Raw genomic sequence first — 22,981 nt, 5'->3', positions numbered from 1 at the left:
GTTATGCTCCCTTCAGTGTCCACTTACGCTTGCCCTTCTCGAGCTCTACGCTGTCTTCCGTAATCTGACGGACGGTCCATCCGCCAGCAACGGTGGAACCTACGGAAACAGGGAACCCGCTACGGCCGTTCACGGTAAGCCACGCTTGCCAGTGACCTTCGCTTGCGCTGATCAGGTCGATCGTGATCGACGCGCCGCTATCCGTCGGCACGAGTTGAAGGCCAAGCTGGCGCGCCGCCTCGGCGCGCCCCGGGCCCCGATCGGTCAAGTTCTGCACCCGCGTGGGACTATTCGTCCCTGCGTCGCCAAACTCCGCGAGTTTGCGTTTCAACTCGGCGACTTTGAGTCGTCTCGAAAGCAATTCGGCCTCAGCGTCGAGTTCGGCCGCCTGTTGTGCTTGCGACTTACCGACAGGGTCGACGGGAGATGCAGAAACAGCACCTGGCGTAGCCGCCCCTTCTGGCTTGTCCTGCTGGACAGTCGCAGCCATCGCGTTTCCGAACAAACCGGTGGCGAGCACCGCGATAACAAAAGCGATCTTCTTGGTACGCATGATGGGATCCCTCACAGAAGGCGTGCGGTAATCACAACCGCGATAATCGTGTCGCCCTTCTGGGCGTCCATGCCGCCGCCGAGCAGCGGGTTGTATGCGGAACCGACACCGTTGTTCGTCGTGCTAGCCGACTGCTGTCGCATGCCAGTGAGCACCAGCGTCTCGCCTGGCTTCAGGCTGACCGACTGCTCAAAACGCGTGACCTGCAGGGTCGGCAACTGGACGCTCGATTGATTGGAGCCACTGCCCGAGGTGAACGTCACAAGGTTGACGAGATCCGACAGCGTCATGTCGAAGTCGATGAGGACGCGCCCATTCACAATCTTCGGCAAAAAGCTGCTGGTGAAACCCGGCACCAGCGTCGCTGTCTGCATGGAGGTCGAAGAGCCGACGCTCGTCGCCAGCGTGGTCTGAGTCGACGCCACATACCCCTGGCTGCGAGCCGCCTGAAGCGCGAGGACCTTGCCGTTCTGTGTCACACCCGAACGCGCCACCACCTGTGAAACATTGCCGAGCGTCGACAGCGCCTGCACCGCTGCACTCGACCCTGCCAGCGTTCCGCCAAGAATCGTCGCGCCGAACGACATCGGTGACGAGCTGCTCGTCACGGTCGGCGCGGCCGCACCCGAGAACTTGATACCGGTATGTCCATTTGAACTTTCATACGCGAGCTGGAGATTCAGGCCATAGTTGTCTTCCTGCGTACGCTGAACCTGATAGACGTGAACGTCGATCGCGACTTGCTTGCCGTATTGAGCGTTGAGACTCTTCACCCAGTCTTCGATGCGATCGCATTGCGGCGGGGTGCCCGTCACGGTCAGCATGTTCAGATTCGGGTCTGCGTGGACCAGCGCGTCGCCACCCGCAACGGCCTTTGCCGATGCTTCGAGCTTCTCCCACGGGCTCACGTGAATACCGAGACGAATCGTCTGGCCTCCGCTGCCGGAGTTGCCACTGCTCGAGCCAGCGCCCGTCGTCGGCGTCAGGCTCTGCGTGCCAGACGTGAGACCGCCGTTTTCCGAGCCAGAACTCGACGACGAGTTGCCCTCTCCGGTCGAGATCGAGCCCGTCATACTGGATGTATCGGGCAAAGTCGGAATGGCGAACGTCCGGGTCTCCGTGCGGAAGAACGACACTGTCCCGTCCTGATAGCGCGACCAGACGTTAAACGAGGCGTCGACGATATCCAGGAAGCCGCGAAACTTGCCGGTGTACTTGACCGGCCCGCGCGCCGTAGCAACGGGGATAGCTCCGGCACCCGAAGGCGTCGCCGAGGCTACGGCCGGGACCATTCCAGGCAAAGGCAGCGGACCGCCGGCCCGTGCGACCAGCGAGCCAGTCAGAGGCGCTGTCGCTGCACCGCTCGACGCGGACGTTCCCGCCGTAACCGAGGAGTCGATCGACGAGCGCACGTGCTGCGTTTCGACGATCCACTGCGCGATGTCCGAGAGGGTCGGCGATCCGCTCTTCGTCCACGAGAAGTACACGTCGCGGTCGAAGATCTCCGGCTGTGCTTTGCTCGCCTTGATCTTCTCGCCAAGCAACCACGCGCCATCGTGAATCTGCACTACAGGACGGGACAACGGGCCATTTTCTGCATTAGCCTGCGCCGTTGCCGCGAGTGCGGCCTGTTGCCGCTGTACGTCAGGGATTGCGCAGCCCGTGATCGTCGCGATCGACGCGACAGCCACCACCGTGGCGATCAGTTTCTTGAAATCAAGCTTCATTCGCTTGCTCCGGATTGGTCGATAACCACCGAGCGGTTACCCTTGTAGATGTCTGCGCGGAAATCAGCGCCGTTTTTGGCGGCATCGTCGAACACCGTCTGCGTAGCCACGATGAAATCGCTTCCGTACGAACTCGGCGCCGGAACGATGTAGTCATCAGTCGCTTTCCACACCACCGACCACCCCACCCGCTTTGCCCACGCCTGTATTTGTGCTTCGAGCGACTGGCCCGCGACCAAATCGAACGACGCCACCGGCGGTACAGGTGTGACCACTACTTCCGCAGGCGTCGCCACGGGCGCCGCCGCAATCGCGCCCGACGCGGCCGCGACTTTCTGCGGGGCTTGTGCCGGTGCCGCAGGGGTCGGTGCCGTTTCTTCCTTCGACACCAGGTTCCACCCGTTACCCGGAAGACCATCGGCTGCTGACGGCAGCTTGTCCTGGGGGCTCAGCGAAGCCGTGTTGAACGACTCCCCACCGCCAAGCGGTTGCCAATCGCTCTGGGCATTTGCACTTCCAGCAAACGCGGCGTAGACAGCGGCGGTGGAGAATGCGATCGCGCTCGCTCGTGAAATTTTTTTGTTCATTGCTGTTCGCTTTTTCGTATGGGCCGCTGACATCAGGACTTCTGCGCAAGACGCTCGAAGTACTTGACCTCGAGCTTTCGGGTGACGTTGGCGGTCTTCCCGTCGGCGACGACGATGAACTGATCGGCGACACCCTTGAAGCGATAGAAGTTGCCCTTCTGCTCGCCCGAACCCGCATGGTTGACGTCTTCGACAGTCACCTTCACAACCGAAGGGGCGAACTTGAAATACGTCGCGCCGTCGCTGTCAAACACGGCTTCGAGATGAGCAGGACCAGCGACGTCGAACTGGTACACGTTCGAGGAGGTCCGGCCGACTTCGACGCTCGTCTGCCCGTTCGACACGATGAAGCGCGGTGCACGGTCAATGGTCACGACGTTTCCAGACGTGTCCCACGTAGCCGCCAGCGATTTCCCATCGGGCGTAGTGAACGAAAGTGCCGCCTGCTTCGCTGCAAACTTGATCTGGGTATGGAGATCGTCGCTGTCACGAATTGCCTGCGCGCCGAAGTTTTTTGCGAGCAGCGAGACACCGCTATGCGCGCCGGACGCGGCGACGGGGCCTGCCCCGCCCCCGATCGCGTCCTTGGCAGCGATGCTCATCGCCACTTTCTCTATTGCATCCGGCGCCGTCGCCGGCGCACTCACGACGTTCAGACCGACGGCTCGTGGGCCAGCCGGCTGAGGGGGAACGGATACCGACCGCAGTCCGTTGCTGAGGCCACGAGACGGAGTTGCTCCGGCGCCAGCGCTCGGCGCGCCACTGTGGGTGACCACCATCGAATACCGTCCGGCGCGAACAGTGAGTTGGTCCGGCAAACCAGGGGCGCGGAGATAAGGGCCGTCCTGCACGCCGCCTTTAACCGTCGTCGGGATGTGAGGCGCCGGCTGAATGTACGTGTCCGTTCCGTCGTTGAACACGAGAACGGGGCGCACCGCTGCCGGCCCGTCCACCGCATAGCCAAAATCCAGTGGCCCAGCAGCGTGAACCGCGATCGGAAATTCAACGCTGGCAAATGCGACCAACGCCGGGAGAACACGACGCATGAGCGCGCGCGCGCGAGTTGAACTCATGACTAGACTCCGTTGGAACGGTGATACGGCGTCAGGGACATGTCACGACGCACGATGAAAATGAACTCGGTGCCCGCGTCGCGACTGATCGTCGGCGGGATGTCCTTGTTTCGCGACAGCAGAGTGTTCAGAACGTCCTGAAGCGTCTGGGCGAAGATGGTCCCGCCCATTTGCGTGGTGCCGAGCCCTTGGGACACAGTCGTTGTCGTCTGGCTCTTATCGAGCAGAAGCGTCGCTGCCCCAATGACGAGAGAGCTCCCGAAGATCTTCCAGAAATGGTTGTTGACGTCGCCCTCTAGGCCCCCCTTCCCATCCATCTCCGCGCCGGACGCACTCGCGAGATCGATCCACGTCCCATCTGGGCGAATCAGACGCGTCAGTGCAACGAGAACGCGGTCCTGGCCGTTCTTGATGTCGTGGTCGTATTTCCCCATCACGCGGGAACCACGAGGGATCAACAGCGCGTTGCCAGTCGCTGAGTCGAAGACATCAGAGGTCACCTGTGCCGTGACCACGCCCGGTGTGTCGGTGTTAAGACCCGTGATCAGGACCGTGCGGACAGGCGTACCTTCGGAGATGATGTAGCCGTCCGCTTTGGAGTGCTGCCGGAGCACCTGATCGCCGTCGCTCGACTGGGACGCCAACCACTTATCCTGCTGAGCGGCCGGCCCTGCGACGATCGGGATCGCCGAAGCATTCTGCTGACCCGAGGCCGCAGCTGCCGCCATCTGCATCGCCTTGTCGAGTGTTGCCGTCTGCTGCTGTTGCTGCGTGGCGAGATCGGACATCAGACGCGTACGAAGCTGGTCCGCTGTCTCACGTTGCGAGCCGCTTGCTCCTGACGACCCACCACCGTTGCTATTCCGTACGGTTTCCACGTTGTTCGCGAGAATCTCCGAGGAAGCGATCTCTGCGCGCTTCTGCTCCGCCTTGTCGAGTTCTGCCTGATGCGCGGCCGCTTCCTGCTGGGCCTGTTGTTGTGACGCCGCAGGGTTGCGTTGCTGACCGCCCGCGCCTGCCGCCGAATAATTGTTTGTGCCGATAGCAGCCGCGGCAGCGGCATTCGGATCGCTCGACGGATAAGCGGCGGCAGCGGTCGCAGCGCTCGCTGCGAGCGCGGCTTGCCTGGCTTTTGCGTCCGCGTCTTCAGCAGCGCGCAACACGTCCCTGCCGCTCGCTGCGGCCACAACCTGCTGGTCGGCTTTCGCGACGGTCGGCGCCTTCTTGGACTGCGGCCACAGGAACCACGCGACAAGGCCGACAACGCCTAATCCGACCAGATACATCTGGAGGTTCCGCTTAGGCTTCTTGCGCGTCATGTCCGACGCAGCGCTACGGTTCGGCGTTTGAGCGGACTGCGGAGGATCAGCCATCGGCCGGTCCTGCGCATCCGGCTTGTGATCAAAGGGGTTATCGAAGGTATCGGACACGTTGGTCACCTCAATGCGTGTAATCCGTCGAGGCAGACCGCTGCCACCAATGCTTCGGAGCGCGATCCGAGGTAATCGTCACCTCCTGATCGTTCAGCTTCAGAACCAGGGCATCCGCAAGGCGATCGACGACGACGAAGTCCTCGCCACGCATATGGTTGTCAACCAGTTGCAATTTCCCGTTCCCATCCTTGAGGAAGACCGCGGGCTGATCCTGAATATGCGGAAGGTGGATGAAGGTCTTCGAACCGTTGTCCAAAACCTCAAGCGGACGGAACGGCGCGTCGCCTGTAATCGTGTACCCGTAGTGGTAGGTCGACGGGTCGCCCGAGGGCGAGATCAACTGATCATTCAGCCGCGTTTTTTCTGCGATAAACGCTTGCGCTTGCGACTGCGCGCGCAGTTGCAACGCCTGCTCTTCGTCGGGGTAAACAAAGCCGACTTTCTGATAGAACTTCCCACCCACAGGCGACGACCGCAGCTCGAACTCGTAGGTGCGTTTATTCGTGACCAGCGTCATGGTGGTCATCAGGCCCGGCCGAACCGGTTTGATGTAGAGGTTCTTCGGACCGCCACTGACGCGCCATTGGATCGAGTCACCGATACCGGGCTTCTCGGTAATGCCTTCGTCGGCTCCGAGTTCGATATGCGTGGCTGCCCCTTGCATGGCCAGAAGCGTGTACACGGCGTCCGAGCTGTAGGTGAACGTAACGATGCGGTTGTCAGTCGGCAGGGGCACGGGGTCTTCTGCGCTATAGCCTGCGTTCGCGAGCGATGCCCGCAGCATCGCCGCTACGAAGAAGACGACTGCGCATGCGAATCGGGGGGTTCTCATTGAGTCGACTCTTGGTTGTTGTTGAAGCTCGTGACGTACAGACCCGCCGGGTTGCTCATCACCTGTTCTTGGGTATGGGGCGGCACACGGGTGAAAGTGATCGTCATCACCCACACGGTGATCGTGGGTTGCACACCGGGTCCGAGCCGCTCAGTCAGCGAATAGCGAAGCACCGCCGTATCGTTCTTGATGAAGTTGACGCTCAGACGCTTATAGGTCCGACGAAGAGCCGGGTACTGATGGAGGCGGCCCAGCGGGTTCTGCTGGTGGATCAGGTCCTTCAACTGATCGGCCGCGTCGCCGATTGCCTGATTGCCAGCGGTGACCAGCCGGTCATTGATCACCGATGCGTTGATGTCCATGACGTTCTCGACCCACTCCGAGAGGAAGTACGAGATAGCGTTCTGATCGGGTGTGTAGTTGTCGACAGCCTGGAAATCAGGCGAGAGGGAACCACTCGGCGACTCATGCAGAACCACGGTCTGCACCGTCTTCAGCGGAAACAGCATGATGACCACGCCGACGAGCGCCAGATTCATGATCATTGAGAGAACAGAGAACCAGTAACTTCTGTCGCTCTGCAATTTGAGTTTCGCGCCACGAACAAAGAATTCGCGGGTCGCCGCCTCGTTCACGGGACCAGGCGTGAAGTTCACCGGTGCTGCGGAAGTTGTTTGAGACATTTGCGCGGATCATCCAGACTGTTGAGTGCACGTCTAGATGGTGCCCGCTGGAAGATTGATTTCTGCGCGGAATGTAAGCCTCGTTCTGGCCTGTTTTGATGTGGTCGAACTCCGCTTTGCTTCGGGCCGAAGACTGCCGGTCGAGGCGACGTCGAGTCGCAAGCCGACCGTATCTGCTGTCTCACCGTGAGACGGGCGAGTTTGCGGAACCCCAGCATTTACGGGATTTTTCGTGTGCACGGATCGCACAAATTGCTAAGACCCGTGCACATCGTGTCGATGGATCGCTATTTTTCGATCGCGGCTATTTGGCCATGCCCGCAATCATTCGCGCGAGCCGCATTCCATCTTTCACGAGGCTCACCTCTTGAGCGTGGCCGTTTCCGAGGAGGTCAGCAGCAAGGCCAGGGATCTTCAGAAAGATGAACCGCATGATCCATATCAGGCCGATCATCGCCAGAGCCATACCGAAGGACAGCCCTGTCGCATTCGTCAGCGCTGCCGCGGACTGCGTATTAAACGTGTCGATCACCGGCTTCAACAAGGTCAAGACGATGGAGATTAGCGACTTGTAGAAGAATGCTGACATCGTGAAACCCAGCCATTGGTTGGCTAAAGATCGCGACCATGGCGTGACCCCTGAGATCACAAAGTAGGGACCCACCAGGATGCCAATCCCCATGAGGATGCTTCCCAGCAGTAATACCCCTATCAGCTCGGCTAACGCGATCGCCGACAGCACGATCGCGAACAATACGAGCAGTACCATCATGAAGCCAAAGAAGAATGTTCCCATCCCGGACGTCAGGATGTTGGCGCACGCGATCGCCTTAAAGGCGGCTATCAATCCGGTAACCAGACCGTTGAACAGGGCGATACCAAACTGTGCAATCGCGTTCGTCAGCCCTCCTGTCGACGAGACCCCCAACGAGGTAAAGATCCCCCCGATTGAATCCGTGACGGAATCGTATTGATGGAGGACGCCTCCGCACACAGCGCTCGGCGCCGCGATGTCGATCACCACGGAGAGATAGTTTTCGCGCCCGTCCGCCAGATACTTGAGCGTCGACCACAACAGGTAGCCGCTTGCCAGTATCCCGCCAATCACGTATGCGCCAGGGATCAGGCTGGTCGCCGTGCTCTGGGCGAAACTGCTGATCACGGCGTCCGCGTCGGTGAACGGAGACAAAAGGAAACCGACCACCTTGTTTAGCGTGGTTGCGCTTGTCTGGAACGCAGTGATGTCGCAGCCCGACGTGCTCGCGGTATCGGCCATTGCGAACTCACTGATGAGGCCCAGCGCGAGGCCACCGAGAACGCGCCCGAGCGCTAGTATCCAGGACCTTAAGCCTGTAACTGTCCGCACGCTTACGACCTTAGACCTGGAACGATCCGGAACCGCCGCCACGCGGCATACCGGTGCTCGTGCTGGTACGACCGCCCGAGCCGCTGGACCCGTCATCGGGCGTTTCTTTGAACCGGACGTCCTGCACGTCCGCTTCAGGACGGAAACGAGGACCACTCGCCGGTCCGCCGCTCGGTCCTCCGCCGCCTGACGGGCCGGTACCACTCGACGAACCGCTACCGGAGGATCCCGAGGACCCGCCAGACCCGCCACGTCCTGAGAGCGCGGGTGCGCCGGACGGACCCGCGCCGGGATTGAAGGAGCCGCGCTGCGAAGATACCGTCGGACCGGTCCCGCCACCATTACCTCTGCTTTCCGCCTCCCGCTGACGGTCCGCCCTACGCTCTTCGCGCTCCGCTTGTTGTTGCCGGCGCTCTTCCTGGCGCTCCTTCTTCTCCATGTAGTTGCTGATATCACGAGCGACGTTACCCGCTTCACGATTCAGACTCGGCGGACCAATACGATGACCACCAACTAGCGCGGCAGCGATGCCTGGGATTCCCATGAAGATATGGCGCATCACCCACATCAGGCCAACAAGCGCGATGACGGTACCGAGGGGCAGCCCCGTTGTGCCGTTATAAGATGCAAGCTGGGTGATTACGCTCGACATCACCCCGTTCATCAACGCGAGAACGATTGTGATCAGTGTTTTGTAGAAGAATGCGCCCATAGAAAAACTGAGCCATTTGTCCATGAAGCCCTTGGACCAAGGGGTGACGCCTGACACCACGAAATACGGCCCGACGGAAATTCCTACGCCCATCAACACAGAGCCAGTCAGCAAAACCCCTACCAACTCCGCCAGCGCGAAAACCGCAAGGAACGCGGCCACCAGCAGGCACAGCAGGTTGATGAACGAGTTGAAATAGACTGCTAGGGACGACGTGAAGTCCGCGCACGCAATAGCGTTGAGTTCGCCAAGGAACCCGTTGGCGAGGCCGCTCATGAAGTTGGCAAACAGCTGGGCGATCTGACCTGTGAGCCCGTTGCTCAATGACCCGACCAACATCGACTTGAAGATGTTCTGCACGCCAGTGATGACCGACGTGTAGTTCTTCAGGACCGCCGCTCCGATTGCGACCGGAATGAGCGCATCCATTACCAGCGACATGTAATTTTCCTGGCTGTCTGCTATATACCGCAAGGTCGCCCAGAGAAAGTACCCGCTAGCGAGAATGCCGCCCAACACGTATGCGCCGCCCATCAGATTGTTGGCGATATCGAACGCCGTGCTGGATATGACGCTGTCAGCGTCATTGAAAGGAGCAAGCATTGTGTCCACAACCTTCGTGAACGTCTGCGCCTCCGCTTTCCATGCCGGGGATGTCGAGCACCCGCCGGACCCCAAGATCGAGCCCAGAACGCTTGCGTGAGCCTCCGATATCGTAAGCAAGCCGATGCACGCAATACACAGTGCGGCGAACGCTTTCCAGTTGATAAGGCGCGTCAGCGACGCAGTGGACCGGCTGCCTGCCATTTTCAGTAGCCCATGATCGTGGTTGCCGTGGGCGCCCGATTGATAAAGTTCTGCGCGTCGGCGGACTTCGCATTGTTATAGCTGTCCAGGCTCCCAGCGTTCGCGCCGTCGCGTCCGGACTGCTGCATTTGCTGATACGCCTGCTGGCGCACCAAGGTGTTGATACCCTGCAGCGTCGCCTGATTGATCTCGGCAATGTTGTCTAGGGACGCGTTCGTCACCTGGATCGCATCGTTCGTGCCGAGCGCGCCGGAGTTCTTCAGCGCGATCGACTGGCGTTGGTTGATCGTCTTCTGGAGTTCCTGGGTCAGACTCGTGTAGTTCGAGAACAGGCCGTTCGCGTTCTGCTGGCCCTGCTGTGCCGCCTTCGCGAGAGCCTGCACATAGTCGGTGAACGAGCCGTCCGTGCCCGTAGCCGCGTACTGTGACATCACGTTCTGCACGAAATTTGCCTGACCGCCGAGTTGGGTCATCAACGTCTGGTCAACGTTCCATTGTGACTGGAGTGATGCGATGTCGTTCGTAATCGAGCCGATGCCGCTCAGGTTCGAGACCGTGTTCGCCGTGTTCTTGATGGAGTTTTCCAGCATCTGCGCACTACGGATGGCCTCCTCGATATCGAGCGACTCCGTCTTGACGGTTGCCATCGCGGTCTGAATGTTCTGCGCGAAGTTCGTCGGATCGAATACGAGCCCGCCCCCTCCAGCGACGGCCGCCGGCGACAGGAACGCCAACGATACCGCCGCGGCGATACACCCAAGACTAAACTTCAGCTTCTGCATGTTGGAACTCCATATTTTTGACGTTGCCAGCGGCTTCGAGGTAGTCGTCGAGCCAGTGCGGGTTGGTGTCACGAGCATCGGCGTACTGTTTGAAGAGCGCCTGAAGGTGAGCCTCGGAACGGAGGAAATTCAGCGACTCGGGCGTGAACGCCGTTTGCACGACCCGCGTGAACTTGTCCTGCACGAACATGTACTCGCGCTTCGGCCGCAGGTGCCGAATCATGTCGACCTGCTGGTCCGTTAGACCGAAGTTCCTCTTGTAGTAGTCGCGGTGCATCTCAACCTTCTGGTTGTACATGAGCACCGTGGTCTTGATGTTGTCGACGAGTGACGACTTCACCGCGCCGTCGATCGAATCGGGGCTCTGAAGCGTCAGCCACAGGAAAGCATTCTTTTTCCGGAACGTCTTCAACCAATCGGCGATCGCATCCGCGAACTTCGGGTTCTGCAGAAGGAAGCTGGCCTCCTCGAGGTAGATGAAGGTGACTTGCTGGGCGTTTTGGCTCAGGCGTAGATCGATCTGACGGAATGCGTATTCCATGAACATTTCCATCAGCGGCGGTATCTTCGAGAGTTCCTTCATCTCGATGGTGGTCCACTGCGACAGTTCGAACTCGTCTTCCTCGTTGTCGAAGATGTCGTACGGGCGGCCTTCAAGCCACTCACCCAGTGCCGTCGTGAGGTGTGCCGGCATGTCGGCCGCAAATGTCCGGAGCCGCTTCTCAAGCACTTCGGTTTCCAGGAGTGCGCGGATACCGCGGTCGATTTCCTCCCGATCCTCGGCCGTCGCGTCATATCCGGACTGACCCAACATGCGGATAATGAAATTTCGAATCCATGTACGCCCTTCCGGAGTGCCGTCGTCCAGCGCGAAGGGATTCAACTTCATCTTGCCCGCACGGTAGTCGAGGTGCTCACCACCCATGAGGCCGGTGACGGTACGACACGAATGGTCCCGGTCGAAAATGAAGATGTTGGCGTTCGGATACTTCAGGAACTGCGAGGCGAGGAACGTGACGAGCGTTGTCTTCCCAGACTCGGTCGGCGCGATAAGGATCGCGTGTCCAACCTGACCCACGTGAGGGACGAACGAATACTTGCCTCCATAGCTATCGACGAACATCGCGTGGGCCGGCTGTTTCGCCCCGAATACTTCGGTAAAGTAAGGATGATGCGTCGGACCCGGATTCATCGTGTAGATCGGCGCGATGTCCGCTACGTTGTCGACGCCGAGCAGGTGGTAACGCGATTGCATCGCCCATTGGCCGGGCAGCATTGCCGCGTAACTCGGGAGCAAATTGAGCCGCTCGCGAATCATCAAGAGCGAGCGCTGCGACAAGATGCGCTCGACGTTCTTGCACCGGTCCTCGAGGTCCGCCTGATCCCTGTCGAACACCATAACGGAGACGTTGACGAACGCCGACGTCGGGCCGCCTTCATTGAGGCGCGCCAGCGCGCGTTCACACTGGTGATAGAGGTTGGCCTTACCAGCAATTGGCTCTGGCTTTTTGCCAGATACCTTCGACATCACAGTGCTCATCAGACTGTGCTGCGTCATCTTGTGGAAGTTGCGAACGTCGGTGATGATTTTCGCGCTCGCTTCGCGGCTCATGCAACGGACGATCTGGGTGACCAGCATCTCGTTGTCCGAACTGAGCAGCTGTTCGAGCATCATCGGGTTGGAATGGCTCGGCCATTCCTTGATACCGTACACCGCTGCAAAGCGGTCGCCGCGGTTGCCCGTGAACCGCAGCACGTCTTCTCCGGCCACGATCTCGTTAGCCGGCAGATAGCTGTCCAGCATCGACTCGAGGGGACGATTGATCGTCATTTCAGGCGATGCGGGATTGAGAATCTGGAACAGCGCGTTGTCGAGACGGCGCATGCTCAGACGCGTCATCTTGAGCGACGGCGTCGTTCCCGTGAAGCCAGAGAGCACCTGCTCAAAGGCCCGGATATTCTGCGCTAGCAGCTTCGCGTCGCGCATATATGAGGCGTTGACCGACACCGCGCCGAACATCGATTTGATGAACGCTGCAACGGGATTGACGCCGTCTTCGTTGATCATCTGCGAGGCGCGATCCATAAGCCCCGAGACCCCGGTACTTCCGGTGAAAAGAACAAAGAGCCAGTGCTTGACCTTGTAAAAGCGGCCGCTACGAAACTGGCGTGAATACGCATCGTCGAGCCGCTTTGCAACCTCGTTCGAGAAATCGCTCTCGAGGTAACCGTCGTCCTTTCGGCGCAACGTGCTCCACCAGAGGGTTACGCGCTCGTCGAAGTTCGCAGAAATCGCGTTCTGCAACTGCTCAGTAGCATAGTTGATGAGCCCGCTGTCGATGTTGTCCGGGTCAAGGCCCTCATACTCGAACCCAACCATCAACGATCCGTCCTTATTCAGGAGCATGTCGTCGGTGACGTACACCATGTACGGGACGAGTTCCTGCAAAGGACGCTCCTTCCTTCCGAGGTCCTTGTAGAACGGCTTCAGCATCGCAACCCCCGACCAAATCCACGGGGCCGCGATCCGCGCCCCCTCAACTCTTCCCGCGACCACGGTTGATAGTGATCGCCGGTCTGGTTGTAGATCTTGTAGATCTGCATGATGAACAGGTCCTTTTTGTATTGGACCTTCAGAAATGCATGCACCACACCGCCAACGATGAACGGGAAGATCGCCGCCCAGGGCTTCCATTGAAAAGCGAAGAAAGCCAGCATTGCGGCGGACCCGTAGATGGCGGCCATAGCGGTCGTGCTCATACCGTCGGACATCTTCGGATAAACGAGCGCGCGTTCGATTGGGGTTTGGCGCATGCTGACGTCAGATGCCCGAGCAGCTCGCCGACAGGCCGAACTGGGTGATCAGGTAGCCCACGATGCCGGCGAGCACGCAGGGAACAGCGATCTTGATCGTCAGGTCCGACAGTTCGTTCTTCGAGTTCATGTGCGCGACCGCCCACAGCAGCAGCGCGCCCATCGCGACGATACCGACGATGTACTTCAGGATCTGCGGAATGATGCAGAGGCCCGAAAGGTTGGCGCCGCCCACCGACTGAGCCATCGCGGCCTGGCTCATCACCATCGCAGCCGTGATGGCTCCCGCCTTCAGCGTTGGGGACTTAAGCCACTTTTTCAATGTCGTAATTTCCATCGTTCACTCCCTTAACAAGGACAACTTCGTTGACTTTGCGGATGCTCTTCACCCGCCCATCTACTTCTTCGGTGTGCCGCGTCACGTGCACGACGACGTGCACTGCCGTGGCAATAAACTTTTGTGCTGCCTCTCCCGAGAGAGTCGCGTTCTCAGGAACGCTCATCTGGAAGAGCATCTCCAGCGCAGCGAGTGCGTGAACAGCAGAACTCGCGTGAATGGTGCTGAGCGAACCGTCGTGGCCCGAGTTGAAGGCGCGAATGAGGTCGTATGTTTCCGTGCCCCGCGTCTCGCCGAGAATCAGACGGTCCGGACGGTAACGAAGCGACTGCTTGACCAGAAGCTGAGCAGTCACGTTGGCGTCGTGGTTCACGACGAAGGGCATGTGATTCGGGAGGCCGGGGTGAAGCTCGACCGAGTCCTCGATCGTTGCGACACGTTCAAATCCGGGGATGCGCTTCAGCAGAGCGTTCACGAAGGTTGTCTTTCCGGACCCGGTTGAGCCAGCGACAATCACGTTCTTGCGTTCGTGCACGAAAAGCCGCAAAATTTTTTCGGCCTGCTTCTCGGTCAACATTTCACGCGCGACCAGTTCCTCCAGCGACGGGCGCGTTTCCGGAGGCTGGTGCTTGCGGATACAAAGGGAAGATCCGCCATGCGAAGCAGGATCGAATGTGCCTGCGATCCGGAGGTCGCCGACCGAGGCGGAGATGACCGCAGAAGCTGTGTTTCGTGTCGGGTCCTGTGACACCAACTTCCCGACCTGCTTGATCGCAAATTCAATCTCGTCGTTCGAGATGCGCAAGGCTTCCACAGCCAACATCTCACCCGCACGCTCGATGAACACACGGCCGCCTGGATTGACCATGATTTCTGTCACGAACGGGTCGTCGAAATAGGGCTTCAGGCTTCGCAAGGCCTTATGGAGGTTCTCGGTGAGTACGGGGGCGGTCAGCATGGCGATCCAATAGGCGACGGAGTTTTCGGACACGAGGCGCTGAGATCGAGCATTCATCCCTCTCGTCACAGCCATTGGGAGTAATTTTGGAGAGCGATAGCTGACCAACTGGCCCGAAAAACCACCCGAAAACGGCCGCATTCGCAATCGGCTCAAAATCGCTACGCAAAAAAAAAACCCGGCGAATATGCCGGGTTCTAGTACGACTGCCGTCGTTGTTGCATCACGACGTTCGGAAGTTCGCTGTGGCAAACCAGGCGAAGCCGCCCAAACCACAGAAGAGAGAGGCCATCACTATCGCTGTCAGCGACCACGGCCACATAGGGAGATAGATCATCAGGCCGATACCGAGCGATAGCAACGTACCCCAGATATTGAAGGCAAGCGGATTGTAGGAGCCGAACTCGTATCGCTTTCGAGCTCGGACGACAAGGCCGTCACCCAGACAGGGTGCAACGATTCCGAATATCCCCGCGATGTAGAGCGGCCAAAACGCTGTCCAACGCCAGATCACTCGATAGGTGAACATCCAGAATTTCGCGAACCACTTGTGAGTCATTCCCCCCATCCACGAGTAGCCCGACCACCCCGTATCTTCAGCGTGAACGGAACTCGTCAACGTCTGGCGGAGAATGCCAGTCTGAACGAACCACGCATCGAAGTTCGCTCGCGCACTCTCATTGATCTGTGCGAGGTCTCTATCGCACTGGATCGCGAAATCAACCTCGGGTGCCTGTATCTGGAGCCCTTCCGCTGGCATGAAAGCCGGAAAAAGCATCGCGCTGAGTATCGGAGCGATGAGCCACCAGAAGTAGATGACCGTTACGAAACGGTTTGTGCTTCTCGCCATGATCAGGAAACCGGTTGCGCGTTACGCTTGATGACCTTGCGGACGATGTGCCTGCCAATGTATTCCGGCAACAGGCGAGCTCCGAGCAGCAGAAGTGATTCTCCGTTCACCTCGTCGGACACCACCCGTTTCCCCCGCGCCACGGAGATCGGCACGTCCGAATAAAGTCTGCAGAAATCTGGAAGCGATTGCTGCAACGGGTCCCAAGCAATCACGCCCTTTTCGACGCTTGCTGTGACGTCGATGTCGAAAACGTCCGTCGCGCGCTCAAGCAGCGCGACGACGTACGCTCCGACCGGGTCTTCGCCGTCCGCCTCGGCCTTCTTGTACGAGGCGATCGCGTCGACAAGGCAGTCCATCAAGAGGTTACCGTGCGCCCCAGGCAACATCGGGCCGAGATGGGCAGAGAGGTCGTTGGACCACGCCTTCAAATCGGGATGCCGGGTCCACAGATCACTCGCGGCCGGATACACGCCCCCTTCTCGGGCGATCTGGGTCATCGTTACGGGCTGGTTGTGGTGTTCTTTAGTGCTATCCATTTGACCTACCGGGGAGCGCGAGTCGGTTCCTGGGGGATTTCAGTTGATGATTGGGAAGCGTCCTTTGTACAGCGTGCTGCCGCCGATGAACGCGAAGAAGTTGAACGGGGGTAGACGGGTAAGCAAGTCGGCCGATACGAACGCTGCTTCCTTCTCATCCAGAGACCGTCCGCTCGACGCGTTGAATTCCGTCGGATGCGCGACGCTTCCCATCCCCGAGTTCATGCTTTCCTTGACCTCGCGGAATGCTGTCTTGCCGAAGGACTCGGCAATCCACTGGGCCGTTTCGTAGTCCTTCAGACGAAGGGAAATCACGTTGTTCAGATTGCCGAGCACCTGTCGTGCCTTGTCTTCGCTACCAAGGCGCGCTGCAAAGTCGGCCTTCGTCTGCGTTGCGATGAAGCACTTCATGCCGGCACCGCCACCCTTGTTCAGGATCTGAATCAACTGGTCGTTGAGAGCTTCGGATGCTTCGTCGACGAAAAGGAAGACGTCCTTCTTTCCCTTCTCGAAGTTGTAGATGTGCCCGCAGACGTTCGCGAGGTCCGCGAGAATAATCGAGCCGATCGCGGAGCCAATCGTAGCGTCGGACAGCGAGTCGAGCGCGATATAGCAGACGCAGTTTTCTTCGATGATCTTTCGCGTGTCGTAGATGGGACGTTCGTCGTCGAGGTCCGTCGGATCCGGCGACAGCATCTTGCCCACTTCGTCGGAGCCGAGCATCTCGAGGATTGGCTCAAGCACCTGAATCATCTTCGAGTAATGCTCTTTCGAGTGCTCGACCATCGCGATCAGCGAGTCGATCACTTCGTCCTTGGCGCCCGTCTCGATGGTCAGCTTCTTGTAAAGGGCGATCTTTGCGACGATCTCGCGCGGATCTTTTTGGCTCATGTGGGACTTGACGTCCTCATCCCACTTGTGACCGCCCTTGTGATTCTTCGGCATCCAGATCCCAATAACCGTGTCGAGCAGGGTCTCCACGCCCAGTTGGGCATAGCGCTTGACAGACTGGATGTTCGGCCGCTGACCTGCCGCCACCATGCCGCGCATGATGGTGTAAAGGGTCTTCCATGCGAACGACTTGAATGAATCGTCCGCATTGACGAGCTGCCCCACTCGCGTCGCAATGTTCGCGATGTTGGTCCAGTTCGCGAGCGGGTCGAGCCGGATCGACTCGGAAGGGCGAGACGGGTGAAAGAACAGGAACTTGCGGCCTGCACGTTTGCACTCTTCCCTGCACCGCTTCTCGAGGTCCTTGTCGCCCTTCGGGTCGATGATGAAGACGGTCCGCTTCTGGTAGATGAGCTGGGTGATGATCAGTTCGTACAGGCGCGTTTTGCCCGCACGGGTAGTCCCGGCAATTAGTGTGTGCCCTTCGAGCGCGTCGAAAGGGATACCGATCGGCGCGTCATCCGGCTCGATACCGTGAATCCAAGGGACGCCGACTGCGGTGTCTTTGACGGGCGTCCAGTGCTGCGGAGTCAATCGCTTGACGACACCTTTGGGCAGCCACGCGGGGACGCCCGGGATCTCCGACGAGCTTCGACGCATTATTTTCGTTGCAACTTCGGAGTGGTACTGCTCCCAACGATAACCATTGCCGAGGAAGAGCATCCCGCGCTCGTACATGGCGTGGGATTCCTTGAGCGTGTCCGGGAGGGTCTTCACTTCGACGCGGTACCCACTCAGCGAAAGCCGGAAGCGGTAAAGGTCAGCCGCGAGTTTGGCTCGGCAGAAAACCATGACGCCTGATGCGAGCGCCGGCACCTCCCAGAACGGTGGTCTCGTCGCGGCCAGCGATCCGACGCCGGCGAGCCACATGGCGGCGGCCCCGACGTCGTAGTTGGGCCTGAACATGTCACTGTACGATCGCATCGACTTCACCTAGCAGAAAGGCTGTGGCTTCCGGAGACAACTGGAGGAGGTTGCGCCGGCCGGGCGGCGGCCCCTGGACGGTCTTAGCGAGATTCAACGCCTTGAGATCCGTCGCGATATCCGTGGGCCCGCGCCCCAGTGATTTGATGGTGTCGACCGTGATCTGGGCCAACCCATCGTCTGTGAAGGTCCACGTTGCCTTCAAATCCGCGTAGTTCGGCTTTGCGCGAATAGCGACGAATATTTCGGCAACATGAGACGGCAGCGTCTTCAGAAGATTTCGCGCGCTCTCATGCACTGGATTTGCCGGCTCCGCGGACTGGGAAGGTGCGGAAGGCGCGGTGTCTGTCCGCTCGCTCTGCGGAACGCGCTCAGACGCAGGGCTTGTGTGCGTAATCGCGGCGGCGCCGGACGCTGGTTTCGACGGTGCTGCCGGCGCGGGCTGGGCGATAGCGGATGCAGGCTGTTTGCCGTCGGCCATCGCAGCGAGCGACTCCGCTCCAACGCCTTCGGGCATCCCCATCGGAATGTATGTGCCGACAGCCGCCTTGCGCTCATATTCATGCGCAAGGGTCAGTCCTTCGTGGACGGTCAGCCATAGCGGCGTCTCCTTCCCCTGCTTCTGACCCGGAGAAATCGAGTCGTACAAATCCTGCACGACCTCTTTGTCGAAGTATTGCCACTGCCCGACCTTGAAAAAGTCGGCCGACAACGCGACCGCGTTAGACTGGCTGAATGACCCTTCATTGGTCCTCCAGGCGATCTCGTAGCGGTCCGCTCGCGCGAACGCCTTCAGCCAATTCTCCAGTTGCGGATACGCGTGATATGCGGCCCACACAGCCGCTTGGCCTTCCTTCATCGCCGTCACGTGAACTTTGCTATGGACGATGGGCAACACGGAAGCCAGCGACGCGGCGAAGGCCGCGTACTTATACTGTTCGGATAGAAGCCGGCGCCTTTCCGACCCCTGGCCGTTCGAGAAGATCTTCGTCGTGGTGTTTCGAAGCGCAAAGAGCGCCGCAGTCATTCCGAATCGCAGGGCTCCGCTCGGTTCGGCGTAAGCGTCCCGTTGAAGGGGACATTCGAGAACATAGGCCGCTAGCCCGTAGACGAGGGGCTTGTAGAAATCGTTGAATTGCGAGACCGTGACGCCAGCTGCCGTTTCGAGCAACTGGATCAACTTCGTCTTTGTGTCGAGGGCGTCGACAAGCTCGAGGGGGGAGCGGAGTTTGAATTCCATTCCCCGATGTTACGAACCGGCTTCGGGCAAACCGTCGCAAATAACCCGCTGCCACAATCGACATTCGACGGGACCGCGATAACGCGGTCCCGTCGAGTCTCACAGTGAGACAAAAAACGGCCCGAAGGCACGGTTTCTCGGGCTTTTCCGTGAGCAGAGGATGCACTTTTCCTGGTGCCCACCCACCCTCTGCTCACGAAACGTCTTTTCTCAGTTGCCCGCACACCGGCGTATCAACGGCAGCCGGCCGGGGAAAAGCCCTCCCCTATAGGTGTAGTCCCAACCCTGGAAACGTGGGCTTCACTCCCTATAGACGTGGTCCTTGTGCGCCCTACAAACGTAGTCTTCACGCTTAAGGACCACGTTTCCAGGGGTAAACCTCCCTATAAACGTGGTCCTGTCGTCGTAAAAGCGGTAAAGAATCAACGGCTTGCGAGGCGTTAACGATTAGATTTTGATTTGGTTTACATCTTACGATCCGATCGGTGAGAGAGATGCTGTGGATAAATGCTGGCGTCTGCGGTCAAAAGTCTCCAGAAAAAAATGGGCAAACGAAACCGGCCGATCAGCCATTTCTCCTGGAAAATCAGCAAGTTCCTTGGCCGCGTTCTCGTTGTTTCCGGAAGGCCCCCTCGGTTCGTGTAGCCATCGGGTGTCCGGAGAACCCAAAAGACCACGTTTATAGGGGTGACGCGGTGGACGGAGCTCCAACTTGCCGGAAATAAGTCTCGCGCTGTCGCTATTCTGTTTATAAACAGCGCCTTAGCCACCAGTCTTAATGTTTACTCCTGGGTCAGAAGGCTGAAAAGCCCTCGTTTATAGGGATATGCTGGATCGCAGGCGCTCCCGGGCCCATCCTTGGGCTGAGGAGCGTTGATTTGCTGCGTGGAATCGAAAAGCCCACGTTTATAGGGCGATTTTTAGACTCTGGAGCGATGAAAGTGAGTGATCACTAACCTAAATGCGCTCGAAAAGACTACGTTTATCGGGAAAAGAGCAGCTGGAACCTGTGTTAGAGACCATCTTCCGGGCATCGCAAGGCCGAAACGGTCCGCATTCTGAGCCGGCCGCGCGTCGATTCCCCAGAGACGTAGTCCTTTCGCCCCCTCGAGCGAGTCCTCGCCGATAAACGTGGTCTTCAGCTATGCGTCTACACCTGACCGGCCCCGATAAACGTGGTCTTTTGAACCTGCCGCCTGGCGCGTGGCACTCTCAAGGCGGCGTCGGACTGTCGGCTCGCCCGAGAAACGTGGTCTTTTCGCTCCGATCGCGAGTCCCAAGCCTGCATCTGCGTCCGGCGGTCGATCTTGCCGACGTGGTAGAAGGGAATCAGGTCGCCAGGCGAGGGTCGTTAGCGGGCATCTGACAGCGTAAAGACTACGTTTATAGGGAAGAGAGCACCCCGCAGCAGCAGGCGGTTGGTGCTTAAGCGCGTCGTCGCGGTTTCAAAGGACCACGTTTATAGGGCTGGCGCTGTCAAGGGCACGTTGGGTGCCGCTGGGTTCATGCCGCGCTGATGCGAATTGCGTACCCCGGGGTCGTCTCGTGGTGTACAGCCAACGGTGCGTTTGGACGTAAAGACCACGTTTATAGGGTTTGCAGAACCCCCCGTTTTTAGTGCGAATCCTAAGGCAGGATTATCGAAGAACTGGCATCTCGGCTTAGTCGATTGCTTGAAAAGACTACGTTTATAGGGAAAGAAGGGGACTTTGTCGTTGAAAAGACCACGTCAAAAGCTTTGACTTGGGACTTTACGGGCTTCATAGTACGGGCACACGAAGAACAGTGTGGAACCCGACGATGGACCAACCGAAGAAGCGGCGCGGCTCAAGCCACGACAAGAAATCCGACGAAGTGACGGACGTTATTGAGATACCGTCTTTTCTCAAATTAGATGCCGTTGGTGACGCGGAGGTCGGTGGAGCCGTCGCGCAAGTGATCACCGCCGAGGACGAGGCCGCTCTGGCCGAGGAATTCTCCGCGCCGGATCTGGCGAAGTTCTATCTGACGAACGAGCTCGAGGGGCAGCAGAATTATCAGCAGAGTCTTGACCTGTTCAACGAAGGCACTCCGATCGTCCAGGCTCGCGAAGACATTCTGCTCAAGAAAGCAATTCAGAACGTCAAATACGTCAACCCTTTTGGGCTTCTGCAGTGGAAGCTCCACAACGCGCTGATCTTCGTTGCTCGCCCTAATCTCAGTCGGCAGAACTTTTTTTCCGTCCCCCTGGATTATCTCTCATGGCTCGTTGACCACAACGTCAAGGACTACGACTACCTGAAGCAGTCGATCCACGAGATGCAGCAGGCGATCATGTACATCCCCAATGGCAAAGGGAAGTTCTTTTCGACCCAGATGATCCAGGAAGTGTACTTCGACGGCACCACGCTGCATTGGAAAATCCCGCAGTTTCTGTGCAAGTTGTACGCAGCCCCGGAGCGCTACTACTACATTTCGATGGCGATGGTGGCGAAGTTCAAGAGCCGATACACGGGACACCTCTACGAGTTACTGCGCGAACATATGTTCAAGGGCCAGACAGGCTTTCTCCGGCTCGCAGACTTCAGAGAAAAGATGATGGTCAGCGAGTCCGAGTATCCCGAGTTCAAACGTTTTTCGTATCGGGTTCTTCAGCCGGCCCTCGCCGAGTTGGAAAAGGAAGCCGACATCTTTGCGACGGTGACATACCGAAGGGAGAACCGCTCTGTCACGGGACTGAATTTCACCATCGCCAGCAACCCGAAGAATGCTGGTGCCGATGATCGGGCGCTGGTGGGACCGGAAACCTTCAGGCAATTGCGTGAGGAATTCGGCCTGAACCAGAAGCAGATCAAAGAGATCACACTGCGCCACTCTGCCGAGCGGATCGAAGAAATCGTCGATGTGCTCTTTTATCGGTACATCTTCAAAAAGCAGAAGGCTCCCGTGAGGAGTTGGATCGGGCTTTTCAACAATGCGATCGAGGACAAAGAGGATCGCTACCTGCTTACGAACTCGGAAAAGACCGAGTTGACCCGCCACCGAGAGGTGAAAGCTCAGGCCGATCGTATCGCGCAAGTGGAGCGGAGCAATGCGGAGGAGAAACAACGCCTGATCGAAGCGCAGCGGTCGTTGACGAGCCAATTCGACGACTACTGGACGAACCTTTCGGACAATGAACGACAGGCCGTATGGGACCGATTTGTTGCGTCGGACGACGCGAAGTCGATCAGGATGGTATTGAGAATTCGGGCGGGCAGCGCGCCGAACATTCAACATCCGCTCGTACGCCCCGCACTCACTGGCTATCTTCGCCAGATCGAGCGAATTTAAGTCATGCTCCAAATGCGGCTGTTGGGCGAAGGAGCAACCGCCCAACACGCCAAATGGTAGCAAATTGATCTTGCGTTGAGCAATAGCGATATAAGTGGCATTTGCACAAGAAGAAAAATTTAGAAAGTTTGCAAAGGTTACGGAGTTTCCCGTCGTTGTTGTGATCACCTCGCCACCCTCTGGCCAACCAGAGGACATGCATCCCTCCCCTCTCGTCGAGCCGCAGACTCACATTGTTCTCGCGCAACGCGCAGCCACACGACCCATATGTCCAGTTCGCAGTCCGGCGATCGCGGGCATCGTTAGATGAACCTTTAAAACGCGCTCGGCTTTCGACGTCGAAAACTAGGCGACCGATGTTTCGTCTTGCGTTCAGTAGAACGACGTCAGCGACCGCCCGCCCGCCACCTCTTTGACGCTCTCGCTTCGGGACATTAGCCGCGAGCCGCGGTTTTCGACGTCGAAAAGGCGTTCAGAGTCGGGCTCATTGACACCATCTCG

19 protein-coding genes are annotated in these 22,981 nt (G+C 58.7%); 1 reads left to right on the top strand and 18 read right to left on the bottom strand.

Annotation, left to right across the window (positions count from 1 at the left end):
• Position 1: 1 nt before the first annotated feature.
• The 18 genes from pilP to G3O01_RS09520 form a co-directional block, all read right to left on the bottom strand.
• Positions 2-553: a type IV pilus biogenesis protein PilP gene (gene pilP / locus G3O01_RS09605; RefSeq protein ID WP_205804311.1), complete on the bottom strand. Its 552-nt coding sequence runs from the start codon at positions 551-553 to the stop codon at positions 2-4.
• An 11-nt stretch (positions 554-564) separates the two neighbouring features.
• Positions 565-2,280 carry a secretin N-terminal domain-containing protein gene (locus G3O01_RS09600; protein ID WP_205804310.1) on the bottom strand — a complete coding sequence of 572 codons (1,716 nt, stop codon included), beginning with the start codon at positions 2,278-2,280 and terminating at the stop codon, positions 565-567.
• Complete coding sequence (locus G3O01_RS09595; RefSeq protein WP_205804309.1) at positions 2,277-2,900, bottom strand: toxin co-regulated pilus biosynthesis Q family protein; 624 nt, start codon at positions 2,898-2,900, stop codon at positions 2,277-2,279. The genes G3O01_RS09600 and G3O01_RS09595 overlap by 4 nt, the downstream gene beginning before the upstream one ends.
• A complete protein-coding gene (locus tag G3O01_RS09590; RefSeq protein WP_205804308.1) occupies positions 2,900-3,892 on the bottom strand; it encodes a TrbG/VirB9 family P-type conjugative transfer protein in 993 nt (330 codons plus the stop codon). The genes G3O01_RS09595 and G3O01_RS09590 overlap by 1 nt, the downstream gene beginning before the upstream one ends.
• A gap of 50 nt (positions 3,893-3,942) precedes the next feature.
• A complete protein-coding gene (locus G3O01_RS45740) occupies positions 3,943-5,370 on the bottom strand; it encodes a TrbI/VirB10 family protein (protein ID WP_205804307.1) in 1,428 nt (475 codons plus the stop codon).
• Between the two features lie 10 nt (positions 5,371-5,380).
• On the bottom strand, positions 5,381-6,109 hold the full coding sequence (locus tag G3O01_RS09580; protein ID WP_205804306.1) for a TrbG/VirB9 family P-type conjugative transfer protein: 729 nt from the start codon (positions 6,107-6,109) through the stop codon (positions 5,381-5,383).
• A gap of 92 nt (positions 6,110-6,201) precedes the next feature.
• Positions 6,202-6,888 carry a type IV secretion system protein gene (locus G3O01_RS09575; RefSeq protein WP_205804305.1) on the bottom strand — a complete coding sequence of 229 codons (687 nt, stop codon included), beginning with the start codon at positions 6,886-6,888 and terminating at the stop codon, positions 6,202-6,204.
• 304 nt (positions 6,889-7,192) lie between these two features.
• Positions 7,193-8,164, bottom strand: coding sequence for a type IV secretion system protein (locus tag G3O01_RS09570; RefSeq protein ID WP_205804304.1), 972 nt, complete (start codon positions 8,162-8,164; stop codon positions 7,193-7,195).
• Positions 8,165-8,264: 100 nt separating this feature from the next.
• Positions 8,265-9,569, bottom strand: coding sequence for a type IV secretion system protein (locus G3O01_RS09565; RefSeq protein WP_205804303.1), 1,305 nt, complete (start codon positions 9,567-9,569; stop codon positions 8,265-8,267).
• A 206-nt stretch (positions 9,570-9,775) separates the two neighbouring features.
• Entirely contained in the window at positions 9,776-10,555 is a 780-nt protein-coding gene (locus tag G3O01_RS09560; protein WP_205804302.1) for a hypothetical protein, read from the bottom strand.
• Positions 10,536-13,049: a hypothetical protein gene (locus G3O01_RS09555; protein WP_205804301.1), complete on the bottom strand. Its 2,514-nt coding sequence runs from the start codon at positions 13,047-13,049 to the stop codon at positions 10,536-10,538. Before G3O01_RS09555 ends, G3O01_RS09560 begins: the two co-directional genes overlap by 20 nt.
• Positions 13,043-13,369 (bottom strand): hypothetical protein, encoded by a 327-nt coding sequence (locus G3O01_RS09550; protein WP_205804300.1) that lies wholly within the window; start codon positions 13,367-13,369, stop codon positions 13,043-13,045. Before G3O01_RS09550 ends, G3O01_RS09555 begins: the two co-directional genes overlap by 7 nt.
• A 7-nt stretch (positions 13,370-13,376) precedes the next feature.
• On the bottom strand, positions 13,377-13,706 hold the full coding sequence (locus G3O01_RS09545) for a hypothetical protein (RefSeq protein WP_205804299.1): 330 nt from the start codon (positions 13,704-13,706) through the stop codon (positions 13,377-13,379).
• Complete coding sequence (locus G3O01_RS09540; protein ID WP_205804298.1) at positions 13,675-14,721, bottom strand: ATPase, T2SS/T4P/T4SS family; 1,047 nt, start codon at positions 14,719-14,721, stop codon at positions 13,675-13,677. Before G3O01_RS09540 ends, G3O01_RS09545 begins: the two co-directional genes overlap by 32 nt.
• A gap of 166 nt (positions 14,722-14,887) precedes the next feature.
• Entirely contained in the window at positions 14,888-15,514 is a 627-nt protein-coding gene (locus G3O01_RS09535) for a DUF4400 domain-containing protein (protein ID WP_205804297.1), read from the bottom strand.
• 2 nt (positions 15,515-15,516) lie between these two features.
• Complete coding sequence (locus G3O01_RS09530; RefSeq protein ID WP_205804296.1) at positions 15,517-16,014, bottom strand: hypothetical protein; 498 nt, start codon at positions 16,012-16,014, stop codon at positions 15,517-15,519.
• 78 nt (positions 16,015-16,092) lie between these two features.
• A complete protein-coding gene (gene traD / locus G3O01_RS09525) occupies positions 16,093-17,928 on the bottom strand; it encodes a conjugative transfer system coupling protein TraD (RefSeq protein WP_205804295.1) in 1,836 nt (611 codons plus the stop codon).
• Complete coding sequence (locus G3O01_RS09520) at positions 17,912-19,168, bottom strand: TraI domain-containing protein (RefSeq protein WP_205804294.1); 1,257 nt, start codon at positions 19,166-19,168, stop codon at positions 17,912-17,914. The genes traD and G3O01_RS09520 overlap by 17 nt, the downstream gene beginning before the upstream one ends.
• Before the next feature lie 1,800 nt (positions 19,169-20,968).
• Between G3O01_RS09520 and G3O01_RS09515 the strand changes: the two genes are divergently transcribed.
• The gene (locus G3O01_RS09515; RefSeq protein ID WP_205804293.1) at positions 20,969-22,480 is read left to right on the top strand and encodes a replication initiation protein; all 1,512 of its coding nucleotides are present in this window, start codon (positions 20,969-20,971) and stop codon (positions 22,478-22,480) included.
• Positions 22,481-22,981 lie beyond the last annotated feature (501 nt).

The organism is Burkholderia sp. Ac-20365, from assembly GCF_017104715.1.
In the GTDB taxonomy this organism is placed as follows: domain Bacteria; phylum Pseudomonadota; class Gammaproteobacteria; order Burkholderiales; family Burkholderiaceae; genus Paraburkholderia.
The sequence above is the reverse complement of the archived record's forward strand: the minus strand, read 5'-3'. Positions and strand labels throughout refer to the sequence as shown.

Excerpts from the sequence above, each read along its gene's own strand:
- G3O01_RS09575 (WP_205804305.1), bottom strand. The coding sequence starts at position 6,888 with ATGTCTCAAACAACTTCCGCAGCACCGGTGAACTTCACGCCTGGTCCC.
- G3O01_RS09540 (WP_205804298.1), bottom strand. The coding sequence starts at position 14,721 with ATGAATGCTCGATCTCAGCGCCTCGTGTCCGAAAACTCCGTCGCCTAT.
- G3O01_RS09560 (WP_205804302.1), bottom strand. The coding sequence starts at position 10,555 with ATGCAGAAGCTGAAGTTTAGTCTTGGGTGTATCGCCGCGGCGGTATCG.
- G3O01_RS09565 (WP_205804303.1), bottom strand. The coding sequence starts at position 9,569 with ATGCTTGCTCCTTTCAATGACGCTGACAGCGTCATATCCAGCACGGCG.
- G3O01_RS09515 (WP_205804293.1), top strand. The coding sequence starts at position 20,969 with ATGGACCAACCGAAGAAGCGGCGCGGCTCAAGCCACGACAAGAAATCC.
- G3O01_RS09545 (WP_205804299.1), bottom strand. The coding sequence starts at position 13,706 with ATGGAAATTACGACATTGAAAAAGTGGCTTAAGTCCCCAACGCTGAAG.
- G3O01_RS09595 (WP_205804309.1), bottom strand. The coding sequence starts at position 2,900 with ATGTCAGCGGCCCATACGAAAAAGCGAACAGCAATGAACAAAAAAATT.
- G3O01_RS09600 (WP_205804310.1), bottom strand. The coding sequence starts at position 2,280 with ATGAAGCTTGATTTCAAGAAACTGATCGCCACGGTGGTGGCTGTCGCG.
- G3O01_RS09535 (WP_205804297.1), bottom strand. The coding sequence starts at position 15,514 with ATGGCGAGAAGCACAAACCGTTTCGTAACGGTCATCTACTTCTGGTGG.
- G3O01_RS09570 (WP_205804304.1), bottom strand. The coding sequence starts at position 8,164 with ATGGCCGATACCGCGAGCACGTCGGGCTGCGACATCACTGCGTTCCAG.
- G3O01_RS09520 (WP_205804294.1), bottom strand. The coding sequence starts at position 19,168 with ATGGAATTCAAACTCCGCTCCCCCCTCGAGCTTGTCGACGCCCTCGAC.
- pilP (WP_205804311.1), bottom strand. The coding sequence starts at position 553 with ATGCGTACCAAGAAGATCGCTTTTGTTATCGCGGTGCTCGCCACCGGT.
- G3O01_RS09555 (WP_205804301.1), bottom strand. The coding sequence starts at position 13,049 with ATGCTGAAGCCGTTCTACAAGGACCTCGGAAGGAAGGAGCGTCCTTTG.
- G3O01_RS09530 (WP_205804296.1), bottom strand. The coding sequence starts at position 16,014 with ATGACCCAGATCGCCCGAGAAGGGGGCGTGTATCCGGCCGCGAGTGAT.
- traD (WP_205804295.1), bottom strand. The coding sequence starts at position 17,928 with ATGCGATCGTACAGTGACATGTTCAGGCCCAACTACGACGTCGGGGCC.
- G3O01_RS09550 (WP_205804300.1), bottom strand. The coding sequence starts at position 13,369 with ATGCGCCAAACCCCAATCGAACGCGCGCTCGTTTATCCGAAGATGTCC.